Origin of the sequence: Anatilimnocola floriformis (genome assembly GCF_024256385.1) — a bacterium.
Lineage (GTDB): Bacteria > Planctomycetota > Planctomycetia > Pirellulales > Pirellulaceae > Anatilimnocola > Anatilimnocola floriformis.
Genome location: NZ_JAMLFW010000004.1, coordinates 168,717 through 176,429, shown reverse-complemented (window position 1 = coordinate 176,429; position 7,713 = coordinate 168,717). Strand labels below are relative to the sequence as shown.

Sequence of the window (7,713 nt, the reverse complement as noted above, 5' to 3'; positions counted from 1 at the left end):
GATGACAGCGTCACTGGCGTGAACGGTTACTCTGCCAAATTACGACTGACCCAAGTTGTCTGTGCGGGTGTGTCTATCGGTTGCCGGAGATTAGGTGGCGTCGCGATGCGAGTTGGGCAGCCCGGCGATTGTGAGCCACCCAATTAATGTAGAATAAAGTGCGATATTGGGACCGCGATATTGCAGTGGTTTTTCAGCGTAAGTTGTTGGGCTGATGGCTTCTACGGGAAATTTCGGAAGTCGCATCACCTGTTATATTGCGTTCGCTCAAAATGGGGGGTGGCGTGGCGAATGAAATGGGCCGTTGGTTGCGGGGTGGCGTCTTGGGCAATGCCTCCGGGTCGCTGCGCGACAACGATTGCGGACGCAATCGTTGCTATCCAGATTTCCCTCGCCTCCCGCACCTCGCCTCCCGCACCTCGCCTCCCGCACCTCGCCTCCCGCACCTCGCCTCCCGCACCTCGCCTCCCGCCTCCCTCCCCCCAAGAAACGAAAAAACCTCCGCGGCCCGAGTCCGCAGAGGTTCTGTGTTTCGTCAGATTGCTGTTAGCAGCCGACTATTAGCGGTAGCGGCGATTCTTGAAATCGAGCATCCACCAACCGTCGTCCCATTCCATGGTCACCTTACGCCAGCCCAGCGGGACTTGCGGGTAGGGATAGAACGGTCCGATGTACGGCCAGGCCGAAGGCGAGTATTGCTTGGGGTAGGTCACGGCGGCGTAGTTGGGGTAAGCCGCGTAGCTTGGCCAAGCGTGGTTCGGCATCGACGGGTGGTCGTAGCGGGCTGGGGCGATGCCCATGCCGCCGCCGGTGTGCATCGGCATTGGTCCGCCGGCTTCAGCACCGTAACCGCCAGCGTACTCGCCACCTTGGCGGAAGCTGTAAGCCGGAGCGGCAGCCATTGGGACTTGCGGACGAGCGTAGGCTTGGGCCGGAGCTGGCGTCGGGCCGTAGCCGTAGCCAGGGTTCGGCATGATCGGTTGGATCGGCGTGGGCCGAGTGGCAACCTGTTGCACGCCAGGAAGCGTGGGAGCCAGCGAAGGAGCAACACCGCTGCCGATTTCGGACCGCGATTGCAGCACCGAGCTGACCGGCGACTGCTGGATCGGCGAAACCATCGGCACGGGCTTGGCCGTGGCAGTGGCGATCGTCGGCAGCGGATCGGCTGGTGCGGGCGAGGTGGCCGCAGCTGGTTCGACGGGCAGGTTCATGCTCGCCCGCATGTTGCGAGCTTGCGACGGACCGGCTTCCATGGCGTACTTGGCTTCAGTCGGCTTGGCCGACTTGGGCTTGCTGGCGGTGGCCGGCTGAGCCGGTTGGGAGCCAGCGGGCGAAATGGTGATGTCATTCACCACTTGCTTCACCCCCTTCACCCGGCGAGCCAGGTCGAGAGCGTGGGTCTGCTGTTCGGGCGAAGCTACATAGCCCGACATCCAGACCGTGCCTTCTTCGACTTGGAGCTCGATCTTGAAGCTCTTCAAGCCGCCAGACGCCTTTTCGGCGCTCAGCTTTTGGGCAATGGTCGTCCCAATTTGAGTATCTTCGGCTTTGTCAGCCATCGCCGCAGCTGGCGAGATCAGCAATCCCGCGAGCAAGGCATAACGAAACACAGTACGTCGCATGGTTCCCCCTCCTGAGGATGATTCGCTTTTGGTTGCTGCCTTGCGTTTCGCTCTCTCCACGCCTTGTGATACTCACACGGTGGTCGTCACGCGGTGCTAGGCACGTGGAGTGACGAGCGGAACGTCTCGGGTAAGGCATCAATCGAGTTTCGCCTTGCTTTCTTGGCAAATGCGAAACGAAACACTCGCGCAACTTGGGTCGATGCAAAGAGTGCCCGAAATACTCTTCGGCGAACGGTCGTGCAGGAAGGTAGCTTTTTTCCGATTTTGCCGGTCGGTACAGGGTCGTTTTCGGGCCGAAAACGGGTGTTTTGGCAGTGCTAGCGAGAAACTTTAACGACTGCGAAAGATGATCGGCCTGGTTGTCTGTTGTCGGCGCGTGCTGGCACGCATTTCGGGAGGGCGAGGCTCCTGCCGAGCCGCTGAGGTGGAACTGAGAAGGCCGCCAGCGACTGCTTTCGACCGGCGCAAGCTGCGACGGGCGGATCCAACAGAGTGACAACCGGCGGTTGAACTTCAACCGCGAATAGAAATGCCTCTGGCCGCTGCGCGGCACCGATTGCTGAAGCAATCGGTGCTATCCGGTAAACGCAATCCGGTTAGCGGACTTTGCCCACGACCACGCAAGCATTGTGGCCGCCGAAGCCGAAACTGTTGCTGATAGCAGCTTGGATCTGCCGTTCGCGCGGCTGATTGGCGGTGTAATCGAGATCGCAAGCTGGATCTTGATTGTCGAGATTGATCGTCGGGGCGATCACGCTGTCGCAAATCGACTTCACCGTGGCGACCAGTTCAAGACCGCCGCTGGCACCCAGCGTGTGGCCGAGCTGGCTCTTGGTGCTGGAAACGCTCAGGCTCTTGGCATGGTCGCCAAAGACCCGCTTGATGGCCTGCGTCTCGGCTTTGTCACCCAGGGGCGTGCTCGTGCCGTGGGCATTCACATATTGGATATCGGTGGGGTTCATGCCAGCGTCGCGAAGTGCTTCGGTCATCGCGCGGGCAGCGCCGGTGCCGTTTTCATCGGGAGCCGTAATGTGCCCCGCATCCGCGCTCGCACCCACACCGAGCAATTCGCAATAAATCCGTGCGCCGCGTGCCTTGGCGTGCTCGAGCTCTTCGATAATCAGCAGGCCGGCCCCTTCGCTCAGCACGAAGCCATCGCGGTCGATATCAAACGGCCGGCTGGCCCGCTTGGGATCTTCGTTGCGATTCGAAAGGGCTTTCATGTTCTGGAACGAAGCCAGGCTCATCGGTGTGATGGCTGCTTCGGTGCCGCCCGTGATCACCACGTCGGCATCGTTGTATTGAATCGTCTTGAAGGCCGCGCCGATGGCATTGTTCGAGCTAGCACAGGCCGTGGCGACCGAATAATTCACGCCGCGCAGGCCGTAGCGAATCGAAATGTTGCCGCCGGCCGCATTCAGCATCATCTTCGGCACCGTGAACGGGCTGACCCGATCCGGCCCCTTGGCGATCATCTTGGCCAGCTGCTCTTCGATCTCGTTCAGGCCGCCAATGCCGCTGCCGAGAATGGCGCCGCACCGCCAGGCGTCTTCCTTCGAGAAATCGAGGCCCGAATCCTTGACGGCTTCATAGCAGGCCACTTGCGCAAACTGCGAGAAGCGGTCGAGCCGCTTGATTTCTTTCTTATCGAGAAAGGCTTCGGGCGTGGCTTCTGGATTCCAATCATGCACGTCGCCGCCGAACTTGACCTTAAAGGCCCCGACGTCGAACACGCGCAAATCGTGCACGCCACTTTCGCCGGCGAGCAACTTGGCCCAGAAGTCCTTGACCTGACAGGCCAGCGACGAAACGACTCCCAACCCCGTAATCACTACACGTCGCTTCATGACCCAGCCTGTTGCTGCAAGTACGCAGTCTGCCACAATCACCACGAATCCAAACACAAAAACCCAGCTCCTGACGGGACTGGGCTTTCACAATCATACGTTCGAACGGCTGCAGGATCGAGCGCCCACCAGGGCGAACCAATCAGGCGCCTCGCAGCCCGTCCCTTAGCTCTTTTGAGCTTCTTCAATGAACTTGATCGCCTGGCCGACGGTTTGGATTTTCTCCGCAGCGTCGTCAGGAATGTTGATGTCGAATTCTTCTTCAAGCTCCATCACCAGTTCGACCGTATCGAGCGAGTCAGCGCCCAGATCGTTGACGAACGAGGTTTCGGGCGAGATCTTTTCTTTGTCGACGCCCAATTGTTCGGCGACAATATCAGTAACGCGTTCAGCGACGGATGCCACTTTCACCGTCCTCCATACACCAGGGTGTGGGGGTGCCCAGTGGTCTGCCAGGCAACACCGCCAGCAGGCCACAAGCGAGCAATAAACTTAGCTCTAAGGACACCTGCGTGCTCGCAGCGGTACCTGCGTACTCGCAGCAACAACAACGCGTCCCTCGATCTGAAACAGCATAAGATAGAGGAGATTTGCGCGATGGGTCAAGCCTGGATAGCAACGGTTCTTGGGATAGCACCAGCGAATTCGCTGGCTGTCGCAAATCTTCCTATTTCTCCCAGTTTTCCAAATGGATTTCCCGCGGCAGTTTGCGGCGATGGAGCACCAATTCCGTCCTGCTTGTCCGCCGAGTGAGCTCCCTGGACACCTTCCCCCAAAATTTGTACTTTTCCGCCTCGCCCAGCCAAAGAAGCCAAAGTGCGCGTCGTCACCCGTGCTCGGGGAGTTTTTTTGCCATGCGCCGCTGTGCCCTGATTCTGTGCCCTGATTCTGTGCCTGCTGCTGCCGGCCTGCACCGGCTGCTCCCTCTTTGGCGAGACACTGTTTGCCCTCTTCGGCGACTCGGCTTATTCCGGCGGTGGCGTGAGTTCGGCAGAGAAACGCGACCACTTCGATCGACAGGTGCAGGCCTCGCAGGATTACGGCGGGATGAATCCGTAAGTTGCCATCCGCACCGTGACCTGCCGACAGTGGCGACGCTCTAATCGGAATGCGATACTCACCGGCCGAGTGATTTGCCGGGAGTACCCGGTGGCAATGTTCTCTTCGGGCACAGGTGGGTTATGTCTCGCTCGTTGGTGTGCTGGCTGTTGTTATGCGCGCTGAGCAGCACTGCTCCGCTGTTTGCCCAGACCAATTCGCAGTGGGAGTTGCATGCCATCGACGCCGCTGCCGAGTATCCGGCCTGCGCGGTGATCGACGTCAACAAAGACGGCAAGCTCGACTTGGTGAACGGCGGGTTTTGGTTTGAAGCACCCACGTGGAAGAAGCATTTTCTCCGCGAGGTGGAGGTGATCCGCGGGCGGTTCGATGACTATTCGAACTTGCCGCTCGATGTGAATGGCGATGGCTGGACCGACATCGTCAGTGTGAACTATCGCAGCAAGAGCCTCTTCTGGCTGGAGAACCCGGGCGAAGTCATCAAAACCAAACCCGACACGCCGTGGGAAAAACGGCTCATCGATACGCCCGGGCCGATGGAGACGGGCCGCCTCGCCGATCTCGATGGCGACGGCGATCCCGACATTGTGCCGAACGGAATCGGCTTCGCGTGCTGGTATGAGTTCGACAAAGGGAAGTTCATCAAGCACGACCTGCTGGCGGAACTTTCGAGCCATGGCATTGGCGTGGGCGATATCAACGGCGATCGGCGGCTCGATTTAATCGGCACCGGCGGCTGGCTCGAAGCGCCCGCCGATCCACGCAACGGCCGTTGGATCTGGCATGCCGAGTTCAATCTCTCGCGCGACGCGAGCATTCCCGTTCTCGTGCATGATGTCGACGGCGACGGCGATGCCGATTTGATCTGGGGCCGCGGCCATCAGTTCGGTTTGTATTGGCTCGAACAAACCAAAAACGATGGCAACCGCGACTGGGAACGCCACACGATCGACACCGAGTACTCGCAATTCCATTCGCTACTGCTCGCCGATCTCGATGGGGATAAAAAGATCGAGCTCATCGCCGGCAAACGCTACATGGGTCACGAGGGGAAAGATCCCGGCGAATACGACACGCTCGGTATCTTCTCTTATAAATTCCTGCCGAAGACCCGCAGTTGGGAGCGCACAGCGATTCATACTGGCGGCGAAGTTGGTTTTGGAGTCGATCCGAAGGCCGCCGATGTCGATGGCGACGGCGACATTGATCTGGTGATGGGTGATCGCGATGGTTTCTTCTTGCTGGAGAATCGATTGGGAAAACCCGTCGAAGGTCCGCCCTTGACGCCTCCTTATCCGCAGCCAACGGTGCTCGATCCGAGCTATCACCAGCGGCCACTTCAAAAACAGCTGGAGTCGAAAATCGAACCCGTCAAAATAGCGGCAGACTGGGCGGCCCGCAAAGCAGAAATTCGCCGCGGCATGGAACTCGCCATGGGCAAGCTCCCCACGCCCGATCGCCGTGTGCCGCTCGATGTAAAAATCATCAGCGAAGAGGAAACGCCCGAATACACGCGCGTGCTGTTGTCATACGCCTGCGAGCGCGGCGATCGCACGCCCGCTTATCTGCTCATTCCCAAAGCGGTGAAAGCAAACCCCGGCAAACGGCATCCTGCCATGCTTTGCCTCCATCCGACGAACAAGGATGGCAAGCTGCAAACGATCGGCCTTGTCGGCGAACAGACGCGGCATTATGGCGATCAGCTCGCGAAGCTCGGCTTTGTTTGCCTGGTGCCCGACTATCCCAGCTTCGGCGATTACAAAGAGTACGACTTTGCTCAGAAGGACGCCGGCGGCAAAGAACCGCTCTACGTCAGCGGCACGATGAAGGCGATTTGGACGAACGTCCGCGCGCTCGACTTGCTCGAGACGCTCGACTACGTCGACGCCGAAAAAGTCGGTGCGATCGGCCATTCACTGGGTGGCCACAACGCGCTCTTCACCGCCGTGTTCGAGCCGCGCATTAAGTGCGTCGTGACGAGCTGCGGCTTCACGGGCTTTCACGATTACTACGGCGGTAAGCTCGCCGGTTGGACCAGCGACCGCTACATGCCGCGGATTCGCGACGTCTACGAAAACAATCCGGACAAGATGCCGTTCGACTTCCACGAAGTCCTCGCCGCCATCGCCCCGCGGCCGATCTTCGTCGCGGCCCCGCTGCACGATTCCAACTTCGACAATCCGGGCGTTCGCAAAGTCATCGCCGCCGCCGGCGGTGTGTACGAACTCTACGGTGCGAAAGACAAACTCACGGCCATCTATCCCGACTGTGCCCACGACTTTCCTGATGACGTTCGGGCGCAGGTTTATGATTGGTTGAAGAAGGAATTGAAGTAGATCGCTTTTTCGTACCAAATTCGGGCGAATTTGAAGTAGAAGAAAATCGTCCTCCGTTGTATTATATTACAACTCTTGAGTCGTGCCCTGCCGATGATTCAGGTGCGGAATGGATCGAGACATTCAGATTATCTGGGATATCGAAGATGACCCACAGGGAAACATTCAGCACATCGCCGAACACGACATCACTGTCGAAGAGGTAGAACAAGTGCTGCTGGATCCTGCGAGCCAATTTGCATCCAATCGGAATCCAGCGGGCAATAAGCTGACTTTCGGGTTTACCGCGGCGGGGCGCTACCTCGCAGTTGTTTGGGAACATGTCGGTGACGATCCGTTAACCGTCTACCCTGTTACAGCGTACGACGCGCCCGAGCCACGCAAACGGAAGGCAAGGTGAAAGATGATCCGCAAAGCTGCTACCAAAAAGCCGTTGAAGCCTGCGGCAGAAGTCCGTCGCCTCACTGCGGTTCGCGAAAAATTCCAAAGCGAACGACCGTCGCTGGAGACCCTGCTGGCGTCCGGTGAATACGACGCGATGCCGCAGGGAGAGCATTTTGCTCTGATGCGGGCGATCTCTGAATTGAAAGAGATTCGTCAACATAAGAAGCTCTCGCTCGCCAACCTCGCCAAACGCTCGGGCATCGACAAAGCCGCCCTGAGCCGATTGGAGAATGGGCAAAACTCTAACCCCACGTATTCCACGCTCTCCGCCATCGCCCGCGCACTCGGTGCGGAACTGCAGATCGTAGTGAAGGGAGCGAAGTAACTTCTGCGGAGTCGCCTCTCTCTGCAAATTGTTGCTTGAGCACACTTCCGGGTTTACATTCTCGCAGGTGCCAGCCG

Annotated in this window: 6 protein-coding genes; 3 read left to right on the top strand and 3 right to left on the bottom strand. The window is 58.9% G+C overall.

The annotated features are described in order from the left end of the window. Positions 1-560: 560 nt before the first annotated feature. From M9Q49_RS34965 to M9Q49_RS34955, 3 genes are all read right to left on the bottom strand, one after another. Positions 561-1,622 carry a BON domain-containing protein gene (locus tag M9Q49_RS34965; RefSeq protein WP_254513985.1) on the bottom strand — a complete coding sequence of 354 codons (1,062 nt, stop codon included), beginning with the start codon at positions 1,620-1,622 and terminating at the stop codon, positions 561-563. A 599-nt stretch (positions 1,623-2,221) separates the two neighbouring features. After that, positions 2,222-3,472: a beta-ketoacyl-ACP synthase II gene (fabF, locus tag M9Q49_RS34960; RefSeq protein WP_254513984.1), complete on the bottom strand. Its 1,251-nt coding sequence runs from the start codon at positions 3,470-3,472 to the stop codon at positions 2,222-2,224. Between the two features lie 165 nt (positions 3,473-3,637). Then, complete coding sequence (locus M9Q49_RS34955; protein WP_254513983.1) at positions 3,638-3,877, bottom strand: acyl carrier protein; 240 nt, start codon at positions 3,875-3,877, stop codon at positions 3,638-3,640. Between the two features lie 776 nt (positions 3,878-4,653). Here M9Q49_RS34955 and M9Q49_RS34950 point away from each other — a divergent pair. The 3 genes from M9Q49_RS34950 (at position 4,654) to M9Q49_RS34940 (ending at position 7,636) form a co-directional block, all read left to right on the top strand. Then, positions 4,654-6,867 (top strand): alpha/beta fold hydrolase, encoded by a 2,214-nt coding sequence (locus M9Q49_RS34950; RefSeq protein WP_254513982.1) that lies wholly within the window; start codon positions 4,654-4,656, stop codon positions 6,865-6,867. Positions 6,868-6,976: 109 nt separating this feature from the next. Next, complete coding sequence (locus M9Q49_RS34945; RefSeq protein ID WP_254513981.1) at positions 6,977-7,267, top strand: DUF4258 domain-containing protein; 291 nt, start codon at positions 6,977-6,979, stop codon at positions 7,265-7,267. Positions 7,268-7,270: 3 nt separating this feature from the next. Continuing rightward, positions 7,271-7,636, top strand: a complete 366-nt coding sequence (locus M9Q49_RS34940) for a helix-turn-helix domain-containing protein (RefSeq protein ID WP_254513980.1) — start codon at positions 7,271-7,273, stop codon at positions 7,634-7,636. Positions 7,637-7,713: the final 77 nt, after the last annotated feature.

Coding starts and splice junctions, on each gene's coding strand:
- M9Q49_RS34965 (WP_254513985.1), bottom strand. CDS start 1,622: ATGCGACGTACTGTGTTTCGTTATGCCTTGCTCGCGGGATTGCTGATC.
- fabF (WP_254513984.1), bottom strand. CDS start 3,472: ATGAAGCGACGTGTAGTGATTACGGGGTTGGGAGTCGTTTCGTCGCTG.
- M9Q49_RS34950 (WP_254513982.1), top strand. CDS start 4,654: ATGTCTCGCTCGTTGGTGTGCTGGCTGTTGTTATGCGCGCTGAGCAGC.
- M9Q49_RS34945 (WP_254513981.1), top strand. CDS start 6,977: ATGGATCGAGACATTCAGATTATCTGGGATATCGAAGATGACCCACAG.
- M9Q49_RS34940 (WP_254513980.1), top strand. CDS start 7,271: ATGATCCGCAAAGCTGCTACCAAAAAGCCGTTGAAGCCTGCGGCAGAA.